The 18,228-nt window shown below is 64.3% G+C and carries 21 protein-coding genes; 11 read left to right on the top strand and 10 right to left on the bottom strand.

Annotated features, from left to right (window positions below; translation table 11 throughout):
• Positions 1-45: 45 nt before the first annotated feature.
• Both dut and ACE3SN_RS07655 read right to left on the bottom strand, forming a co-directional pair.
• Positions 46-516, bottom strand: a complete 471-nt coding sequence (dut, locus tag ACE3SN_RS07650) for a dUTP diphosphatase (protein ID WP_374528955.1) — start codon at positions 514-516, stop codon at positions 46-48.
• Complete coding sequence (locus ACE3SN_RS07655; RefSeq protein ID WP_374528957.1) at positions 482-2,101, bottom strand: bifunctional phosphopantothenoylcysteine decarboxylase/phosphopantothenate synthase; 1,620 nt, start codon at positions 2,099-2,101, stop codon at positions 482-484. Before ACE3SN_RS07655 ends, dut begins: the two co-directional genes overlap by 35 nt.
• Positions 2,102-2,205: 104 nt before the next feature.
• Between ACE3SN_RS07655 and ACE3SN_RS07660 the strand changes: the two genes are divergently transcribed.
• Positions 2,206-2,613 (top strand): hypothetical protein, encoded by a 408-nt coding sequence (locus tag ACE3SN_RS07660; RefSeq protein WP_374528959.1) that lies wholly within the window; start codon positions 2,206-2,208, stop codon positions 2,611-2,613.
• Here ACE3SN_RS07660 and ACE3SN_RS07665 read toward each other — a convergent pair.
• The gene (locus ACE3SN_RS07665; protein WP_374528960.1) at positions 2,610-3,671 is read right to left on the bottom strand and encodes a hypothetical protein; all 1,062 of its coding nucleotides are present in this window, start codon (positions 3,669-3,671) and stop codon (positions 2,610-2,612) included. The genes ACE3SN_RS07660 and ACE3SN_RS07665 overlap by 4 nt on opposite strands.
• Positions 3,672-3,868: 197 nt before the next feature.
• On the opposite strand from ACE3SN_RS07665, the gene ftsH reads away from it, so the two are divergent.
• A complete protein-coding gene (gene ftsH, locus ACE3SN_RS07670; protein ID WP_374528962.1) occupies positions 3,869-5,797 on the top strand; it encodes an ATP-dependent zinc metalloprotease FtsH in 1,929 nt (642 codons plus the stop codon).
• A 10-nt stretch (positions 5,798-5,807) separates the two neighbouring features.
• Here ftsH and ACE3SN_RS07675 read toward each other — a convergent pair whose 3' ends face one another.
• Positions 5,808-6,860 (bottom strand): DUF3667 domain-containing protein, encoded by a 1,053-nt coding sequence (locus tag ACE3SN_RS07675; RefSeq protein WP_374528964.1) that lies wholly within the window; start codon positions 6,858-6,860, stop codon positions 5,808-5,810.
• 147 nt (positions 6,861-7,007) lie between these two features.
• Between ACE3SN_RS07675 and ACE3SN_RS07680 the strand changes: the two genes are divergently transcribed.
• Entirely contained in the window at positions 7,008-7,310 is a 303-nt protein-coding gene (locus ACE3SN_RS07680) for a hypothetical protein (protein WP_374528966.1), read from the top strand.
• 84 nt (positions 7,311-7,394) lie between these two features.
• Here the strand turns inward: ACE3SN_RS07680 and rpoZ are convergent, their stop codons facing one another.
• Together rpoZ and ACE3SN_RS07690 are read right to left on the bottom strand one after the other, a co-directional pair.
• A complete protein-coding gene (rpoZ, locus tag ACE3SN_RS07685) occupies positions 7,395-7,739 on the bottom strand; it encodes a DNA-directed RNA polymerase subunit omega (RefSeq protein WP_374528968.1) in 345 nt (114 codons plus the stop codon).
• Positions 7,740-7,842: 103 nt separating this feature from the next.
• Positions 7,843-9,369, bottom strand: a complete 1,527-nt coding sequence (locus ACE3SN_RS07690) for a replicative DNA helicase (protein ID WP_374528970.1) — start codon at positions 9,367-9,369, stop codon at positions 7,843-7,845.
• Positions 9,370-9,525: 156 nt separating this feature from the next.
• Between ACE3SN_RS07690 and ACE3SN_RS07695 the strand changes: the two genes are divergently transcribed.
• The 5 genes from ACE3SN_RS07695 (at position 9,526) to ACE3SN_RS07715 (ending at position 12,361) form a co-directional block, all read left to right on the top strand.
• On the top strand, positions 9,526-10,008 hold the full coding sequence (locus ACE3SN_RS07695; RefSeq protein WP_374528988.1) for a UPF0262 family protein: 483 nt from the start codon (positions 9,526-9,528) through the stop codon (positions 10,006-10,008).
• 22 nt (positions 10,009-10,030) lie between these two features.
• Complete coding sequence (locus tag ACE3SN_RS07700) at positions 10,031-10,729, top strand: glycoside hydrolase family 25 protein (protein WP_374528972.1); 699 nt, start codon at positions 10,031-10,033, stop codon at positions 10,727-10,729.
• Positions 10,726-11,154 (top strand): cytidine deaminase, encoded by a 429-nt coding sequence (locus tag ACE3SN_RS07705; protein ID WP_374528973.1) that lies wholly within the window; start codon positions 10,726-10,728, stop codon positions 11,152-11,154. The genes ACE3SN_RS07700 and ACE3SN_RS07705 overlap by 4 nt, the downstream gene beginning before the upstream one ends.
• Positions 11,155-11,348: 194 nt before the next feature.
• Positions 11,349-11,789 carry a hypothetical protein gene (locus ACE3SN_RS07710; protein WP_374528975.1) on the top strand — a complete coding sequence of 147 codons (441 nt, stop codon included), beginning with the start codon at positions 11,349-11,351 and terminating at the stop codon, positions 11,787-11,789.
• Positions 11,790-11,836: 47 nt separating this feature from the next.
• On the top strand, positions 11,837-12,361 hold the full coding sequence (locus ACE3SN_RS07715; RefSeq protein ID WP_374528977.1) for a hypothetical protein: 525 nt from the start codon (positions 11,837-11,839) through the stop codon (positions 12,359-12,361).
• A 740-nt stretch (positions 12,362-13,101) separates the two neighbouring features.
• Here ACE3SN_RS07715 and ACE3SN_RS07720 read toward each other — a convergent pair.
• Genes ACE3SN_RS07720 through ACE3SN_RS07730 form a run of 3 tightly spaced genes read right to left on the bottom strand, consistent with a single transcriptional unit; the run spans position 13,102 to position 15,581 of the window.
• Positions 13,102-14,232 carry a M14-type cytosolic carboxypeptidase gene (locus ACE3SN_RS07720; protein ID WP_374528978.1) on the bottom strand — a complete coding sequence of 377 codons (1,131 nt, stop codon included), beginning with the start codon at positions 14,230-14,232 and terminating at the stop codon, positions 13,102-13,104.
• A 13-nt stretch (positions 14,233-14,245) separates the two neighbouring features.
• Complete coding sequence (locus tag ACE3SN_RS07725; RefSeq protein WP_374528980.1) at positions 14,246-14,839, bottom strand: DUF4136 domain-containing protein; 594 nt, start codon at positions 14,837-14,839, stop codon at positions 14,246-14,248.
• A gap of 58 nt (positions 14,840-14,897) precedes the next feature.
• Complete coding sequence (locus ACE3SN_RS07730) at positions 14,898-15,581, bottom strand: hypothetical protein (RefSeq protein WP_374528982.1); 684 nt, start codon at positions 15,579-15,581, stop codon at positions 14,898-14,900.
• Between the two features lie 142 nt (positions 15,582-15,723).
• Between ACE3SN_RS07730 and galE the strand changes: the two genes are divergently transcribed.
• The 3 genes from galE to ACE3SN_RS07745 all read left to right on the top strand — a co-directional run bounded on the left by galE (position 15,724) and on the right by ACE3SN_RS07745 (position 17,673).
• Positions 15,724-16,731: a UDP-glucose 4-epimerase GalE gene (gene galE / locus ACE3SN_RS07735; protein WP_374528983.1), complete on the top strand. Its 1,008-nt coding sequence runs from the start codon at positions 15,724-15,726 to the stop codon at positions 16,729-16,731.
• An 81-nt stretch (positions 16,732-16,812) separates the two neighbouring features.
• Positions 16,813-16,938 carry a type B 50S ribosomal protein L36 gene (gene ykgO / locus ACE3SN_RS07740; RefSeq protein ID WP_003046794.1) on the top strand — a complete coding sequence of 42 codons (126 nt, stop codon included), beginning with the start codon at positions 16,813-16,815 and terminating at the stop codon, positions 16,936-16,938.
• Positions 16,939-17,043: 105 nt separating this feature from the next.
• The gene (locus ACE3SN_RS07745; protein ID WP_374528985.1) at positions 17,044-17,673 is read left to right on the top strand and encodes an HAD family hydrolase; all 630 of its coding nucleotides are present in this window, start codon (positions 17,044-17,046) and stop codon (positions 17,671-17,673) included.
• Between the two features lie 117 nt (positions 17,674-17,790).
• Here ACE3SN_RS07745 and ACE3SN_RS07750 read toward each other — a convergent pair whose 3' ends face one another.
• Entirely contained in the window at positions 17,791-18,135 is a 345-nt protein-coding gene (locus tag ACE3SN_RS07750; protein WP_374528986.1) for a hypothetical protein, read from the bottom strand.
• Positions 18,136-18,228 lie beyond the last annotated feature (93 nt).

The raw sequence follows: 18,228 nt of genomic DNA on the forward strand, positions 1-18,228 counted from the left end.
GCAGGGCGGGGCCAGCAATGGCTCCGCCCTTTGCGTTTGTCTGGATCAGTTGCCCAGCGCCACCACGCCGCCGGTCGAGCCGAACCCGCCCTCGCCGCGCGCGGTTTCATCGAGCTCGTCCACGCTGAGCCAGCTTGCCCGCGTGACCGGGGCCAGCACCAGCTGCGCCACCCGGTCGCCTCGCAGGATCGCAAAGGGTTCGGCCCCGTGGTTGATCAGAATGACCTTGAGCTCGCCGCGATAATCGCTGTCGATCGTGCCGGGGGTGTTGGGCACGGTGATACCGTGCTTGAGCGCCAGGCCCGAACGCGGCCGCACCTGGATTTCAAACCCAAAGGGAATGGCCATGGCCAGGCCTGTCGCCACCGCGTGGCGGCCGCCCGGCGCGATCGTCACATCTTCAGCGGAGACCACATCCATCCCCGCCGCACCGTCGGTGGCATAGGCCGGAAGATCGAGTCCTTCGCCGTGGGGCAGGCGCTTAACGAGAACCGGAACGGGGTTTGACGAATGCATCGGCGATCCTTTGGACAAGTGCGGCAGCCACCTCGTCCTTTGGCATTTCCGGCAGGCTTTCGACACCCTCAGCCGAAATGATATGCACGGCGTTGACACTGCCGCCCATCACATCGCCCGACACATCGTTGGCCACGATCCAGTCCGCGCCCTTGCGCTTGCGCTTGTCCTTGGCGTGTTCGATCACGTGTTCGGTTTCGGCGGCAAAGCCGACCACCAGCTTGGGCCGCTTGTCGCTGACTGCAACGGTGGCAAGGATATCGGGGTTTTCGGTCAGGCGCAGCGCCGGCGGCGCCGAGCCGCGCTTCTTCATCTTCTCGCTCGCGGTTTCCAGCGTGCGCCAGTCAGCCACGGCGGCGACCATCACCGCAACATCGGCGGGCAGCGCCTGCTTTACCGCTTCGGCCATCTGGCGCGCGGTTTCGACGTTTACGCGGGTGACCCCGGGCGGGGTTTCGAGGACGACCGGACCGGACACGAGCGTGACCCGCGCCCCGGCCCGCGCAGCGGCGGCGGCAATGGCATAGCCCTGTTTGCCTGATGACCGGTTGGCGATGTAGCGCACCGGATCGATCGGCTCGTGCGTCGGCCCGGCGGTGATGAGGACGTGCCTGCCCTTGAGCGGCCCGTCGAAGACCACTGGAGCCTTGGGCGCATCGGGGGCGAAATCGGGCTGGCCGTCCAGGGGATTGGCGGCGAGCGGCCCCTCATAGGGTTCTGGTGCCGACTGGCCGGTAACCAGGTGGTTGATCGCATCGGGATCGGTCGGCGGCGCGGCCTTGGCCTTGCCCTTTTTGGAGAGCAGCGGGCTCGCCAGCAGGACTTCGGGCGGGGGCACTTCGTCGACCGGCGGCAACGGTTCTAACGCGGCCGCATCGGGCAAGAGTGCCGCATCGAGCGGCGGCAGGGCTTCCCCCTTGCTGCTGCGCGGGATCAGGCTGGCGGTCAGACCGCCGTGGCCGGTGTCGATGCTGTGCGGGGGCTCGTCGTCATAGTCGCGGTTGAAATCGAGCTGCGGTTCCGGTGCGGTCAGCACCGGTGCCTCCAGCCCCAGCACTTCGCAGATCGCCCGATAGATGACCGGCGGCTCGGGCAGCCGGCCGGGGCCGAATTCGCCGCAGGCCATCGCACCTTCGTCGGGATCGATCACCATCACGCCGCGTTCGATCAGCGTCTGGATATTGGCCTGGGTGGCATGGTGCTGCCACATGCGGACATTCATCGCCGGGACGGCCAGCACCGGCTTGTCGGTGGCAAGCAGCAGGGTGGTGGCAAGATCGTCGGCCACACCGTTGGCCATGCGCGCGATCAGATCGGCCGTGGCCGGGCATACGACGACCAGATCTGCATTACGCGAAAGCTGGATGTGGCCCATCTCGACCTCGTTGGCGAGATCCCACAAGGTGGTGTGGACGGGATTTTCGCTGAGCGCGGCAAGGGTCATCGCCGTGATGAACTTTGCGCCGCCTTCGGTGAGCACACAGGTGACCTCGCCGCCACCCTTGCGGATCAGGCGAACCAGTTCACAGGCCTTATACGCGGCGATACCGCCGCCGACGACCAGCAGGATACGTGGCACTGTCATGACACGGCGCTTGTGCAATGCCCTTCCTTCATGCGCAACAGGCTTTGACTTCGGCAATCCCTGAGGCACAGTGGCTAAGACCGAGTTAATGGGGGAAGTTACCGATGCGCCTGATCCTTACCGCCCTGATCTTTCTGTTCGGGATGTTCGACCTGTTCATGGGCCTGAATTTCCTGCTCAACCCTGCTGCAACGGCCGTTGGCTTTGGACTGGAACCGCTCGGTACCGCCGAAATTCAGGGACTTTCGACGCTGCGTGCCGATTTCATGGCCTTTTTCGGGGTGGTCGCAGGCTGCATGATGATCGGTGCCTGGCGCCGTAACGCCGACCTGCTGCTGGTCCCCGCCGCGCTGATGGGAACTGCCGTGACGGTGCGCGCGATCGGCCTGATGCTCGACGGCCCCTATCCCGGCTGGCCGGTGCCGATGGCGGTGGAACTTTCGCATGTGATCCTGCTGGTCGCCGCCTGGCGGGTCCTGCCCCACCACAAGATCGAGGAACTGACTTCCTAAGCCGGTCCCGCGCCCAGCGCCGCGCGCCAGAGCGAAGCCAGCGCGCGCGGCACGAAGGCAAGGCCGGCGAACATCCCCGGCGCGATCACCGCGCCCCAATAGAAATTGTTGTCGCGGCCCGCGATCATGAAGGCCACGCCGTAGCCGGCATAAAGCAGCGCCGCCGTGGTCCCGGCCCCGCTCTTCCAGCCGGCCCAGCCCAGCACCATGAGGATCACCAACGGCCCGGCAAGGTAATGCGGCAGGAAGCGCAGGTTGCTGGACAGCACCACGTTCGAAAGCCAGCCCGAGAGCCCGCGAAACACCAGCCAGTCCGGCCCCATCACGTCGCTGGGCAGCACCTGCTGCGCCACGAAATGCATGTGCACCGCCAACGCGCCAAAAAACACGACGACCAGCGCGCTCCACGCCGCGCCTTCCTTCCAGTCGCGGCGAAGGAACGCCAGCGCGCCCATCAGCAGGACGAAGGGCAAGACATGCTCGCGAATCGCCAGGGCCAGCGCCGCCGCCGCCAATGCCCCGCCCCACCTGCGCCCCGGACGGTGCAGCCCCAGCGCCAGCACCATCAGCATCCCGGCCCACAGTTCGTGCAGCACGAAATAGTTGCGGTTGAGCCCCAGGCTTGCTCCCAGGAAGATCAGTGCCGTGCCGATCCGCTGGTAGCGCTGCCCGCCCGGCTCATCGCCAAAGCGCTTCCACCAGGCCCACAGCACCGCCAGCATCAGCGCCAGCGCCGCCGCCATCTGCCCGGGCAGGCCCAGGATCATGTCGAGATAGGCGAGCGTCGGCAGCCGCACGGCAACCCCGGGGCGCAGCGGATAATCGGCCTTGCGGTGTTCATCGGCGGCGACCTTGTAATAGTTTTCGCCCCGTCCGATCCGCTCGATCACGTTGTCGTACAGCTGCAGGTCGTCGTCGCGCTTGCGCTCGGCTGCAGGCTTGCCGCTGACTGCGCCCGAAAGGCTTTCGGTAAAGCCGGCGGTCGGCTTTTCCTCCTTGCCTGCGGTGATCGGCACCATCGCCGCCCGGACCATCAGCACCAGGAGCAGGGCCAGCACGCTCAACGCCTGCCAGCGCGGCCACCGCGCAAAGCGATCATCAGATTGCGTGCCCGCTTGCATCGTTGCCATGTGCCTGTGCCAAATCCCCGTTGCTTATGCGCTTGTGGCACAGGCGGAATCGACGAGGCAAGCGGCGCGCTGCTTGCGCTTCGCCCGCGCGGTCCTACATTGTCTGGCTGAAAGGATTTGCGCGAATGAATGACGAACAGCCGAGCGGCAACCCCTGGCTCAAGAGCCTGCTGGTCTGGGGCGGCATCTTCCTTGCCTTGTTGCTGGCCGTATCGATGTTCAACACGCGCACCGACACCCAGGGCACCCAGATCGGCTATTCCGATTTCCGTGCCCGCGTTGCCGCGGGGCAGGTCGAATCCGTCCAGATCAGCGAAACCCGCATCACCGGCAAGTACAAGGCCGGCGGCGGCACATTCAGCACAATCCCCGTGCCCAACGACGCCTCGCTTCAGCCGCTGCTCCAGCAATCCGGCGTAAAGTACGAGGGCAAGGAGCCGGAGCAGACCAACATGCTGGTCGCGCTGCTGTTCAACATCCTGCCCTTCGTGCTGTTCCTGGTGGTGGCCTTCTATGCCCTGCGCCAGATCCAGAAGGGCGGCGGTGCGGGCGGCGCGATGGGCTTTGGCAAGTCCAAGGCCAAGATGCTGACCGAAAAGCAGGGCCGCGTGACCTTTGCCGACGTTGCCGGGATCGACGAAGCCCGAGAAGAGCTTGAGGAAATCGTCGAATTCCTCAAGGCGCCGCAGCGCTTTTCCAAGCTGGGCGGCCAGATCCCCAAGGGCGCGCTGCTGGTCGGCAGCCCCGGCACCGGCAAGACGCTCCTCGCGCGCGCCATCGCGGGTGAGGCGGGCGTGCCGTTCTTCACCATTTCGGGTTCGGATTTCGTCGAAATGTTCGTCGGCGTCGGCGCGAGCCGCGTGCGCGACATGTTCGAACAGGCCAAGAAGAACGCGCCCTGCATCGTCTTCATCGACGAAATCGACGCGGTTGGCCGCCACCGCGGCCATGGCCTGGGCAATTCGAACGACGAACGCGAACAGACGCTCAACCAGCTGCTGGTCGAAATGGACGGGTTCGAGGCGAACGAAGGCATCATCATCATCGCCGCGACCAACCGCCCCGACGTGCTTGACCCGGCGCTGCTGCGTCCGGGCCGGTTCGACCGGCAGGTGGTCGTCTCGGTTCCCGACATCGAGGGCCGCGAAAAGATCCTGGGCGTGCACATGAAGAAGGTGCCGCTCGCTCCTGACGTCGATGCCCGCACCATCGCGCGCGGCACGCCCGGCTTTTCGGGCGCGGACCTGGCCAACCTGGTCAACGAGGCCGCCCTGCTCGCCGCGCGGCGCAACAAGCGTCTGGTCGCGATGCAGGAATTCGAGGACGCCAAGGACAAGGTCATGATGGGCGCCGAGCGCCGCAGCATGGTGATGACCGAGGACGAGAAGAAGATGACCGCCTATCACGAGGCGGGCCATGCGATCGTTTCGGTCAACGAACCGGCGTCAGACCCGATCCACAAGGCCACGATCATTCCGCGCGGCCGCGCGCTGGGCATGGTCATGCGCCTGCCCGAGCGGGACAGCTATTCCTACCACCGAGACAAGATGCACGCGAACCTGTCGGTCGCGATGGGCGGACGCGTGGCCGAGGAACTGATCTTCGGGCACGACAAGGTCAGCTCCGGCGCCAGCTCGGACATCCAGTACGCCACCAGCCTCGCCCGTTCGATGGTCACCAAGTGGGGCATGTCGGACAAGCTTGGGCCGCTGCAGTACGAGGAACAGAGCGAAGGCTATCTCGGCTATGGCGGCGCGCAGCGCACGATGATGTCGGAAGAGACCAACAAGCTGATCGACAAGGAAATCCGCAGCCTGGTTGATGGCGCACACAAGCGCGCAACCGACATCCTGAAAGCCAACGAGGACAAGCTGCACCTGCTGGCACAGGCGATGCTGGAATACGAAACGCTGAACGGCGAAGAAATCACCAAGCTGCTCGAAACCGGCAAGCTTGACCGGCCCGATGCGCCGAGCGGCCCGCGCCCGGTGCCGGTCCACGGCTCGGCGATTCCCAAGGCCGGACGGCGCTTTGCCGGCAGCGCGGCGGCCTGACCCGCCAGGGTCAGGCCCCGGCTTCGGCCAGGATCAGCATCGCAAACAGCATCAGCGCGGTGAGCGCGATGCACAGCAGCGCACCCGTGCGCCAGATCGCGCCGCCGCGCGTCAGGCCATAGGCCCCGCGCAGCTGCCGATACATATGCCAGGGCGGCAAAACCGTGGCCGCCATGCCGATCCACGGCAGGCCCGCCGCACCCGCCAGCGTCAGCACCACCGCCAGCAGGGTCATGAAGCACAGCGAATAGGTGACAAAGACCGTGTGATCATAAAGATGAAAGCGGCGGCTGAAGGGAAACAGCAGCCATACGAACGGCACGGAAATCGGGATCAACGCCCAGCTGTATTTGTAGGCGCTGTTCTGCACCTTGTAGATCACCAGTTGGGGGTTATCCGAAAACTGCTTTAGTACGTGGTCGATCGCCGGGATGTCGCTGCTGACGCCCTTTTCATTGGTGCCTGACGCCTTGACCTCGCGCATGATGTCGAGCGCCTGCTTGTCGCCTTTGATCTGCTGGTCGATCGCCGCGGTGGGCTGCCCCGCCGCAATCAACTTGGCGCGTTGCTGCTCCAGACCTTTGAGGTGCGGTTCGGTCGCCTCGATCCCGGTGCGGGTCTTGCCATCCACATCGACGGTCTGGGCCGGATTGAACCCGCCGGCAAACTGCTTGATCACCGCAAACATCAGGAACACGCTGAACAGGAACAGCGCGATCGGGCTGACATAGCTCGCCCGCCGCCCGTCGATGTATTCGCGGGTCAGCTGCCCCGGCTTCCACGCCAGCATCGGCAGGGTGCGCCAGATCTTGCCTTCGAAGTGGAACACCCCGTGGAGCAGGTCATGAAAGAACGCACCCAAGGTGCGATGCACATGCGCGGCCTGCCCGCAGACATGGCAATGGCTGCCGACCAGCTGCGTCCCGCAATTGAGGCAGGCCGCCTCGTGCGTGTGGCCATCGCCGCCTTCGCCATGGGCCGGTTCGACCGCGCGGGCGGTCAGCGCGCCTTGCGCGATATCGCCGATGATTTCGCCGCTACCAGTCACGATTGCCTCCCACATTGACCGCGCCATTCATGGTCTGGCAGACTGTCGGCGGTCAAGTCGCACTTGTGCGCTTGCGAAGAGAGGATGGAAATGCGGAAAATTTTCATAAGCTTGGCAGCCACTCTCGCGCTTTGCGCGCCAGCCATTGCCGCCCCGGGCGACATGAGCGTGGCGACCTTCCTGACCAAGGCCGACGCGCTGAAGGCCAAGGGGGCGATGGCGCTGTTTTCCGATGACATGAGCCTGCTCAAGCAGGAAGGCACGGCGGCGGGCGAACACTACCGGGCGCGGCTGCAGAAAGAGCGGGCTGCGGGCCAGCCGTCAAGCTGCCCGCCGAAGGGCGCCAAGGTCAATTCGGACGATCTGCTTAACTTCCTGCGCAAGTATCCGGCCGGATCACGCAGCGGCATCACGATGAAGACCGCAATCGCGGAATTCATGATCGCCAAGTACCCCTGCAAATAAAGCCTTGGCGCAACGCGCCCACAAAAAGGCCCGCGTCCCTTGGGAACGCGGGCCTTTTTGGTGTGGCCTTGGCTCGCGCGGCGATCAGCCGTCGTAGTCGCCGCCGATCGAGGTGTTGCGCACCGGCGCGGCGGCGGTGATGCGCAGCGCTTCGGCCGACTGGCTGAGCGAGCCGATGTCATCGACTTCATCATCGTCGTCCGGCAGGACGCGCTGGAGCGAGTTGACCACCGATTCCTTGAGGTTTTCGGGCCGCACGGTCTGCTCGGCGATTTCGCGCAGGGCAACGACCGGGTTCTTGTCGCGATCGCGATCGATCGTCAGTTCGGCGCCGCCCGAGATTTCGCGCGCACGCTGCGCAGCAAGCAGGACGAGGTCGAAACGGTTGGGAACCTTATCGACGCAATCTTCAACGGTAACGCGCGCCATCTGGCACTCCAATTCTGAAAATTCAGGGAATGGAGGCTGCTACACGCGCGGCGATTCGCAAGTCAAGAAAAATTCGCATAAATAATTGATTTTAAATGCTTATTTATTCATCGCCGTAAGCCTGGTTGCGCATGTCCTCTGGCGCCAAATCGCTGAAGCGGGTGATGCGCGATTCGAAGCGCATGCGCACCTTGCCGGTTGCGCCGTGGCGCTGCTTGGCCACGATCAGTTCGGCGAGGCCATGGACCCGCTCCATCTCCGCGGCCCAGGTGGCGTGGGCCTCGTGGATCTTGGGATCGTCGCCATCGGTGGGCTGCTTGGGCTCCTTGGCGGCGACATAGTAGTCTTCGCGGAACACGAACCAGACCATGTCCGCGTCCTGTTCGATCGAGCCGGATTCGCGCAGGTCCGACAGCATCGGACGCTTGTCGTCGCGGCTTTCGACCGCACGGGAAAGCTGCGACAGCGCGATCACGGGGACCGACAGTTCCTTGGCCAGCGTTTTCAGCCCGCGCGAGATTTCCGAGATTTCATTCACGCGGTTGTCGGTCGCGCGGCCCGTGCCCTGCAGCAGCTGCAGGTAGTCGACGATGACGAGGCCGATGTTGTGCCGCCGCTTCAGCCGCCGCGCGCGGGCCCGCAGCGCGGCAATCGACAGCGCCGGGGTATCGTCGATGTAGAGCGGCAATTCGGCCAGGCGCTGGCTGGCGAAGGACAGCTGCTGGAAATCCTCGCGGCTGATCTTGCCCATGCGCAGGGCTTCCGAGCTGATCCCCGACTGTTCGGCCAGGATACGGGTGGCCAGCTGATCCGCGCTCATTTCCAGGCTGAAAAAGGCCACCGCCGCGCCGACCGACTTTTCCAGTGGGATGCCATCTGCCTGGTCGCGCAGCAGCCGGTCGGCCGCATTGAAGGCGATGTTGGTGACGAGCGAGGTCTTGCCCATGCCCGGACGGCCCGCAAGGATGATAAGATCGCTGTCGTGCAGACCGCCGATCTTCTCGTTGACCGAGGTGAGGCCCGTGGTCTTGCCCGAGATGTGGCCGCCGGAATTGAACGCCTTTTCGATCGCGCTGATCGCGGTGCGGGTGGCGAGGCCAAAGCTCTGCGCCTCGCTCTGTGATCCGGCCCCTTCGGCTACCTTGTAGAGCGCGGCTTCGGCCTGCTCGATCTGCTCGAGCGGGGCGACGCTTTCCGACGTGTCCATCGCCTTGCCGACCAGCTCGCGCCCGACCGAGACGAGTTCGCGCAGCAGCGCCAGGTCATAGATCTGCTCGGCCAGTTCGCGCGGGGCGAGCAGGCCCTGCCCGTCCGCCGTCAGCCGCGCGAGATAGGCCGCGCCGCCCAGTTCCTTGAGCGCCTCGTCCGCTTCGAAATAGGGCCGCAGCGTCACCGGCGTGACCACCGCGCTGCGATCGAGCAACTGCAGGATGCGGGCATAGATTCGCTGGTGGACAGGTTCGAAGAAGTGTTCGGGGCGAATCGGGGTGGCCAGTTCCTCGATCACGCGGTTGTCGATCAGGACGGCGCCAAGAAAGGCGGCCTCGGCCTCCACGTTGGCGGGCAGGCTGCGGCCCGGTGCGGCGGCGGTGGTATCGTCGGAGCGGATGATGAGGTCGGTTTCGGCCATAGGCGCTGTTCAATGCGCCCAAGCAGGACGCCGTGCAAGGATCGCGCGCGCATCGCGCCGCTGCCCCCCCTGTGGATAGCGGGGACTGATTCTGAACCTTGCTTGGCGATTCTGGCCCTTGCTTGGCGAATCCCCATCTGCGAAAGCAGCATGGTTATGGCAGCCCCCCGGATCATCCACATCGAACTCGATGAAGCGACGATCCTGTGGCGCAATGCCGATATCGAACAGGAACGCCGAATCGCGATCTTCGACCTGATCGAGGACAACACTTTCAAGCCGCTGCGCGCATGGGAAGCGGGGCACCAGGGCCCATACCGGCTGCGCCTGGCAGTCGACGACGGGCGGCTGGTGCTCGATATTTCGAGCGAGGATGGCCAGCTGCTGGAAACGCTGATCCTTGGCCTTGGCCGCTTCCGCCGCCCGATCCGCGAATATTTCGCGATCTGTGACAGCTACTACCAGGCGATCCGCAAGGCCACCGCCGCCGAGATCGAGACGATCGACATGGCCCGGCGCGGGGTTCACAACGAGGCGGCCGAAATGCTGATGGAGCGGCTCGAGGGCAAGGTCGAAACCGATTTCGCCACCGCGCGGCGGCTCTTTACCCTGATCTGCGTCCTGCATATCAGGGGCTGAGCTGGAAGGGGTCGCGACCATCATGGCACGTAAAGGGAAAAGCCGCTGGCGGCTGCGCCTGCTGGGCATCGCGGGGCTGATCGCGGCGCTTGGCGGGGGCTACCTCTGGTGGGACATGAGCCACTGGCGGCCGATGCGCGCCGCCTTTCCGATGCAGGGCGTGGAGATCGGGGCAGACGACGGCGCGGTTGACTGGAAGGCGCTCAAAGCCATCGGCGCGGACTTTGTCTATCTTGACGCTTCGGCCAGCGCCTTTGCCCGCGATCCCAGCTTCGTCCAGAATTTCGAGGATGCGCGCGCCGCCAGGTTCCAGGTTGGCGCGGTGCACCGCTATGACCCGTGTCAGCCGGCCGAGCGGCAGGCGGCGAACTTCGTCACCGTGGTCCCGCGTGATGCCAAGCTGCTGCCGCCCGCGGTCGACCTCGACATGCTGGCCGACAATTGCCCGGTGAAAGTCAGCGATGCCGCCGTGCAGAGCGAACTGATGACTTTCCTCAACCAGATCGAAACCCACACCGGCAAGGCCACGATCCTGAAGGTCTCGGCCCGGTTCGAGGAGCGCTATCACATCGCCGCCGCGATCGACCGCAACCTGTGGCTGGTGCGCGACCGGTTCCAGCCGGACTATGCCGGGCGGCCGTGGATGCTGTGGACGGCCAACCACGCGCTGACGAACGAGGCTGACAAGGAGCCGGTGCGTTGGGTAGTGGTGCAACCATGAGCTGGACCCGCGACACCCTGATCGCCGCTGCGCGCGATGCCGCGCGCAGCGCCTATGCGCCCTATTCGAACTTCCACGTCGGCGCGGCGCTGGGCTTTGCCGATGGCTCGGTGGTGACCGGCGCGAACGTCGAGAACGCGAGCTATGGCCTGACGCTCTGCGCGGAAACGGTCGCGGTGGGCAAGGCCCTGTCCGAAGACTGGCGCGGCGGCCTTGAAGCGGTGGCCGTGATCGGCGGCAAGGCGGGCGCGGTCGGCAGCGGCGATCCGGTGACGCCCTGCGGGCGTTGCCGCCAGATGCTCAACGAAGTCGCAGCCCTGGGCGGCAGCGATCCCGCCGTGTGGTGCGTGGGGAAGAGCGAAGTGCTGGAGCTTCGCCTGTCCGACCTGCTGCCGCGCGCGTTCGGGCCGGATAGTCTGGGCTGAGCTGCTGCGTTTGTCGCGAAATTCCAATTAATTCCTTCTGCTTGCCCTAAGCATCAGCAGATCGGTCTATGTCCTGACCGGTTGGCCTGGCCCATTGCGCCGAGGAAAATCTGGAGATCCCCATGCGCGGCAAGTTCGTTTTGGCAATCGGTTGCGCCGCCCTAATCGTCTCGTCCGCATTATGGGCAGAAGCCTTGAGCGACCGCGCCGTGCAGACGTTCAATGGCCGCGCGCAGAGCATGATCGCTGCGGCAAACAGCGATGAGCCTGATACGAAGCTCTATGTCGCACAGCTGAAATCCACCTGCGGCGGGCTGGTTGGCGATCTGATGTCGGCCCATATGCCCAATGCGCTGGGCATCCAGCTGCAATCGTTCTGCATGGGCGTTGGCGATCTTGAACGGGCGGTAAAAGCCAACAAGTCTGGCCGCAACGCCTATTGCGGAGACTTCGATCAGGGCATCAAGGCCGCGCGCAAGATGACCCGAGGCCCGGAAAACGAAGCGGTTTATGACAGCGCGCAGCAACTGGCGGGCGCAGCAGAGAAGATCAAGGCGACCAGGTTCAGCAGCACCCGCCGCGTCGGCTACGATCTGTCCCTTGAGTACAAGGGCCAGACCATGAGCTGCAATTGAGCGGTGGCTGGCCCGGCTGCCCCGCCCACAACGGTGAGATCCCGAAAATGAAAATTCCGCGCCGTGAGGCAATGCTTGGCCTTGGCGGCATCGGTGCCGCGTTGCTTCTGCCAGCCGAACCGGCGCGGGCCAATCTGGCGACGGATAACTGGTCGCAGCTGCAGCCGATCTTTGCCCGGCACTGGTATGGCGGCGGGATCGGCAGCACCCGCAACACTGTGGATGGCACCCTTCCGCTTGAATTCGGGATCGATTTCGGCCCCGCCGACGACATGCATTTCAATGGCCGCCACAAGATCACCAGCCGCTGGGATACGGGCACCTATTCGGCAGTGTTCGGCATCAGCGGCTATTTCTGGGGCACCGAGAACACGATCGGCCTGGTCATTGAATCGTCCTACAAGATCGCAGGCGATGCCTTGCCCGCCGATCTCTATTGGCAGGGCATGACCGGGCAGCTTCAACTCTATCCGGATCGAACATCCCCGGGACACTGGCTGCTGGATGGCATGCTGTATGGCTTGCAGGACGGCGTGGAATTCCACACCCAGCTGAAAGACAGCCCGCAATAGGTGGAGGCCTAAAGCCGTGGGGAGGCCGATCCCCTGCTCATCAAGCCACTCGACCGCGCCCGCCCTGCCGCATCCGCCAGCAAATCGAGTTCGAGCGCAAAGTCCCCATCCTCGAAGAACGTCCGCTCGCGGCGATTGCCGCGTTGCGTCACATGGTGGGGAATCCCTGGCAGGACCACGCGGGGCAATCGGGCCATGGCTCAGTCGTTAGCGGAGTTTAGGGTTTATTGTAACTGTCGCCGCATTCCCTAGTGAACTAGCAGCGCAATACAATCCCAATTCATCCAGGGAACGATCTAATTACCCTTATTATTGAGCGTATATTTTAAAAGAACCAAGCAATATATAATAATATTCGGAATAATTAATTTTATGCTATAATATAGTATGTAAAACATTGCCCCACCTTCATCAACATCCATGATATTTGCAATTGAATATATTGGCCGATCTAAAGCGCTAAGCAAAATTTCTATTGGAGATAGGCAAACAATATGTCCGTCATTTGCGCATTTTGCTCTTAATATAAAGGAAATCATAAATATAGAATTGAAAATCATTATATATAACAATGCATTATATCTTGATTTTCGGTCCATGCTGCCCCCTAATTTTCCAGTATTTATTTACGGTGACAGTTACAATAACCCCCAAACCCACCGCTTCACCTTTGGCTTTGCGAGATTCCAGAGGCAATACAAGTAGCCCCACCACTACCCGGTTCGCGCTGAACCGAACCCCTACCCCTCCAGCCACTCCAGCAGCGCGGCCATGCAGTCGCGGCCCAGTTGCACGGAACGCTCCGGCGACCAGCCCTGCGCGGGGCAGGGCAGGTCGTCGTTGTCCTTGAAGGGCATTTCCAGCGTCATCGACGTGCAGCCGAAACGCTGCGCCAGCTGGTTGGTCGACATCGTCAGGTTCGCGCGGCCCGGCCCTGCCACCGGATAGCCATGGCGGGTCTGGAAATCGGGGGTGCGGCGCGCGAGAATCGTCTTGTAGCGGTCGAACCCGGCCTGCTGACCCTCGCTCCACGCCGGGATGCCCTCGAACCCGGCAAGGAACACGTGGGGGATCGCCTCATCGCCGTGGACGTCCATCGCGAAGTCGACGCCGGTCTGGTCCATGGCCTGAAGGATGCACAGCACTTCGGGTGACTTGTCGGCGCTGGGGCTGGCCCATTCGCGGTTGAGGTTCACGCCCGCCGCATTGGTGCGCAGGTGGCCCCGGCATGATCCGTCGGGATTGGCATTGGGCACCACGTGGAACCGGCAGAGGCGGCGTAGCTTGCGCCCGACCGGATCGGCCGGATCGGTGAGGCAGCCGAGCGCGCCTTCCATCCACCATTCGGCCATCGATTCGCCCGGATGTTGGCGGGCATAGAGCCAGACCTGCTTTGCGCCCTCGCCCAGCTCCAGGCAGTCGATCGGCTGGCCATCGAGGCTGTAGCCCAGCTCGCGGTGCTCCACCCCCTCTTCCAGCGCCATGGCCGCGATCAGATCGTGGTGCCGCTCCATCGAATAGGGCGCGAAATAGGCGAACCAGGCGAGGCTGCCTTGCGGGACATAGCGGATCGTCAGCGTTCCGCCCGCCTCGGCTGCGTCATAGCTGCTGGGCGCGCGGCCCCAGAATTCGCGGTCTTCGCTGACGGCGGCGTTGTAGTTGGTCCAGCCGCCCGGATAGGCCGAGGCGGCAAGGCCTGTGATCTTGAGCACCAGCTCGCGCCCGGCGGCGCCCGCCACACGAAAGTGGAACCACTGGAAGAAGTCACTGTCCTTGTCCTTGCGGATCGCCAGCGTCGCGGTTGCGCCGGAAACAGCAAGGACTTCGATATTGCCGGAATCGAACGCGGCATTGATCGTGATGTCGGTCATTTAACCTGGCCTGTCATTTAACGAGGATCGTCTCGCCCGACTGGCCGGGGAAGCCTTTGAACAGGGCTTCGGCCATTTTCGGCGCGCCGAGCGCGGTATCGGCGAGCGGCGAGGATTTGCGCACGGTAAAGCTGGCGCGCCCTTCCCACAGCACCGAATCGGTCGCGCGGTCGCGGATCGTCACGCCAAGGCGGGTTTCCACCTGTTCGCCGGGCGACGGGGTGAGGTTGATGCCGATACCAAGGCCCACTCCGCTACCATAGGTGCCGGTGGTGCCGCCCATGCCGACGCTGACCGGACTGGTGCCGCTCGACGGCTTGAACGTGGCGCGTTCCAGCCTGAGCTGGGCCACCTGCTTGCCCTGACCGGGCGCGGCTTCGGTATAACCGGCCAGCACCAGCTGCCGCATGACGGCGATCGAATAGGTCTGCCATTCGAGCGAAGCGCCATCGCTGCCCGGCGCGGGTTCGACCGAGATCGTGCCCTTGCCCAGCGGGGCCACATCGGCCACGTGAAAGCGTGTCACCTCGACCGGGCCGGTCGGCGCGACGCAGCCCGCCACGGCCAGCAGCGCCAGGACAATGGGCGCGAATTTCAGACGCTTCATGGCAACGGGTCTCCCTCTTGACGGCCAAACTGGCCGACCCGCGCCGCAGATGCAAGGTTCAGCGGCGTATCTCGACTTCGCCGGTGCGGCTGGGGAAGCCGTCGAACAACACCTTGGCCAGCTTGGTGGCGATTTCCTGCTGGCTCCAGCGCGCGTCGCCCTCGCGGGTGACGATCTCGGCGCGGCCTTCCCACAGCACTGCGCCGCTCGCCTTGTCCTTGATGCGCACCTCAAGGCGGGTCGAAACAAGCGCCTTCTTCGGCTTGGTCAGATCGACCGCGACGGCCATGCCCATCATCGATCCGCGGTTGGAAACACCCATCGTCATCGCGCCGCTAACGGGCTTGTGCGGAGCTTCTTGCGGAACGACCTCGGCGTGGACGATCCGAAGCTCGACCACCTGGCCACCGGTCGGATCGGGCGTGGCGACGTCATAGCCCACGCCCGCCAGCTGATCGACCACAGCCGCCTCGAACGTCGCCAGTTCGCGCTCGTCGCCGTCGCCGGGGGCTGCGGGGGAAGCGATCACCGCGACCGCGCCCTTGCCCAGCGCATCGGCCGCGGCTCCTTCGGCACGGAAGCGTGCGACCTGGACCTTGCCTTCGGGAGACGGCGCATCGCGGCCGAACCGCGCATCGCGCGACGGCCAGTCCGAGCCGCCCCAGCCGGGATAGGGCTGCGCGGCAAGCGGGGCGGCCAGGATGGCTAGCGAACTCGCCACGGCGGCCAATCGTAAGGTCATGCAGGGCTCCTGGGAGGGAGAGAGGGGACTTTCGGACTATCGCCGCAAGAATTGCCGCCGCCTGAACGGCGCCCGCGAACAATCGAACGCGATTGCGAACAAAGCACTTTCCCGGCGCTGCGGCGTGGGGCATCACCCGCCCATGACCACCAAAGTTCCCGTTCTAGTCACCGGCGGTGCCGGATATATCGGCAGCCACGCCGTGCTCGCCCTGACCGACGCCGGCTGGAGCGTCAGCGTGATCGACAATCTCGTCACCGGCTTCCGCTGGGCCGTGCCCGAAGGGGTGCCGTTCTACGAAGGCGATATCGAGGACGGAGAACTCCTCGCCCGGATCTTCGCCGAACAGGGCATCAAGGCGGTGATGCATTTCGCGGGTTCGGTGGTCGTGCCGGAATCGGTGACCGACCCGCTCAAGTATTATCACAACAACACCGCCAAGACCCGGGCGCTGATCGCGGCGGCGGTGAAGGCAGGCGTGCCGCACTTCATCTTCAGCTCGACCGCGGCGACCTATGGCATTCCCGAAGTGTCCCCAGTGCGCGAAGATTCGCCGCAGAAGCCGATCAATCCCTATGGGATGTCGAAGCTGATGACCGAATTCATGCTGCGCGATACCGCGGCGGCCCATCCCATCAACTTCTGCGCGCTGCGCTATTTCAACGTGGCCGGCGCCGATCCGCGCGCGCGCACCGGGCAATCGACCGCCGGGGCGACGCACCTCATCAAGGTCGCGGTCGAAGCGGCGCTGGGCAAGCGCGAAAAGGTCGACGTGTTCGGCACCGATTTCGCCACGCCCGATGGCACCGGCGTGCGCGATTACATTCACGTCAGCGATCTGGCCGCCGCCCACGTGCTGGCGCTCGAACACCTGATCGACCATCCGGCCGATTCGCTGACCATGAACTGCGGCTATGGCCAGGGCTATTCGGTGCTCGAAGTGCTCGACGCGGTCGACCGGGTCACCAACAACAAGATCACCCGCGTGCTTGGCCCCCGCCGCGCGGGCGATCCCGATTCGCTGATTTCGGACAACCAGCGCATCAAGGCCACCCTGCCCTGGGTGCCGAAGTTCGCTGATCTCGACCAAATCGTGACCCACGCCCTTGCCTGGGAGCGAAAACTCTCCGAGATTCGCGGGGAAGGCTAGGCAGAGGTTGACTTAAGCGCCCGGCCCCCGTAACGGCCCGGCTTCAATTTTGAGCGGTCGGAACCGCAACCGAGAGAAACCATGAAGATTCGCAACAGCCTGAAGTCGCTCAAGGACCGCCACCGGGATAACCGCGTGATCCGCCGCCGTGGCCGGACCTATGTGATCAACAAGACCAACCGTCGCTTCAAGGCGCGCCAGGGCTAAATCCCTGCGTTTGACGGGTTCGCATTCCAGCGAACCCGCAATCCTGACGGCCCGCCTCCGAAACCGGGGTGCGGGCCGAAGCTGTTTCTACTCCGGGAGCGGAACATGATCGACGCGCGAATCGAACCCCTGGTCGAAGCTGTCGTGTTCGATGTGGGCAAGGTGCTGGTCGAATGGGACCTGCGCGAAATCTACCGCGATCTGCTGCCCGATCCGGCCGAGCGGGACTGGTTCGTCGCCAACGTCGTGACGCCCCAGTGGCATTTCCAGCACGACGCCGGACGCCCGCTTGCCGAAATCGTCCCCGAGCGGATCGCCGAGTTCCCCGAGCACGAGGCGCTGATCCGCCGCTACGCCACGCACTTCAACGATTCGACCCCCGGCCCGGTGCCCGGCACGATGGAACTCGCCGAGGCGCTGGCAGAAGCCGGAGTGCCACTTTACGGCATCACCAATTTCGGGGCGGAGTTCTGGGCGGACTTTCGGCCCAACTGGCCGGTATTCCGCCATTTCCGCGATATCGTCGTCTCGGGTGAGGAAAAGCTGCTGAAACCCGATCCGGCGATCTATGCCCTCGCCGCCGGTCGGTTCGGCCACGCGCCAGCCGCCATGCTGTTTGTCGACGACAATGCCGCCAACGTCGAAGGCGCGCGCGCCTGTGGCTGGCAGGCCCACCACTTTATCGATGCACCAACCCTGAAGGCCGAGCTTACCACGCGCGGCCTCTTGGCCTGAACCCGCAAAGGGGCCACGCTCTGCCTGGCGACGGACGGCGGCGGGCACAAAAAAGGCCTCCGTCTTGCGACGGAGGCCGTTCTAGGGGGCTGTTAGGAGTGCCTGATTTGGATCGCGTCAGGCGGCCGCGTTGCAGCGCTGAAGGTCTTCAGCGCTAAGTTCGCCCTTCGGGGTGGCGAAGCTGGTAACCGGACCAAAGGCCTTCACGACCTTGGCGCAGGTGTTGACCGGGCGGGCACCGTCGACCGGGGCCGAGCAGCTGTCACCGCTGCAGCGCCACAGCACGTCGTTCACTACCTTCTGCTTCGGCGCTTCAAGCGCGGTCGAGAGCTTGGCGGTATAACCGGCGGCACCGGCGTGGGCCGGCGTGACGGTGGCGGAAAAGCTGGCGATGGTTCCGGCAAAGGCCAGACCTGCAGCCAGGAGGGTACGGGTCAGCGGAGCCGAGCAAATGGCAGTCATGATATTTCCCCTTACGTTTTCTCTGCACGCACCAATCGGGGAGTTCCTGGGAGGGGATGCTCGATTTTGCGTTGCGAATCGCTACCTAGTTCG

It is taken from the genome of Novosphingobium sp., from assembly GCF_041915465.1.
Classification (GTDB): Bacteria; Pseudomonadota; Alphaproteobacteria; order Sphingomonadales; family Sphingomonadaceae; genus Novosphingobium.